1 pseudogene is annotated in these 333 nt (G+C 41.1%); it reads right to left on the bottom strand.

Annotation, left to right across the window (positions count from 1 at the left end):
* Positions 1–333 (bottom strand): annotated as a pseudogene (locus ACTQ53_RS17710) (hypothetical protein); the annotation flags it as partial.

A 333-nucleotide genomic window follows, 5' to 3' on the forward strand; every position in this document is an offset into this window, starting at 1 on the left:
TCTTCCTGATGATTACTGGAGTCTACCTTGTAATTCTGAGCTTTCATCACGAGAGTATCCTTGTTGAAGTCTGCTTCTTTAAATGCTGCTTTAGTACACTTATGCGAGCATTTTTTGCAAGCCAACTTATTGCAATAACGGATACGGCCATCCTTCTTTAAGGACTTCTGACGTAATATAGAGCCCTGCGGACAATACACTAAATTCTTAGCAGCATCTCTGACAAAGTAGCCTTGCAGCGCAAGCTGTTTGAGTTCCTCATCAGACATTTCCTTTATATTACTTGATGCCGTACATTCGTAGGATTTACGAACACCAATTTGGGGAGAGTCA

The organism is Prevotella sp. Sow4_E9_plate, from assembly GCF_052116205.1.
Lineage (GTDB): Bacteria > Bacteroidota > Bacteroidia > Bacteroidales > Bacteroidaceae > Prevotella.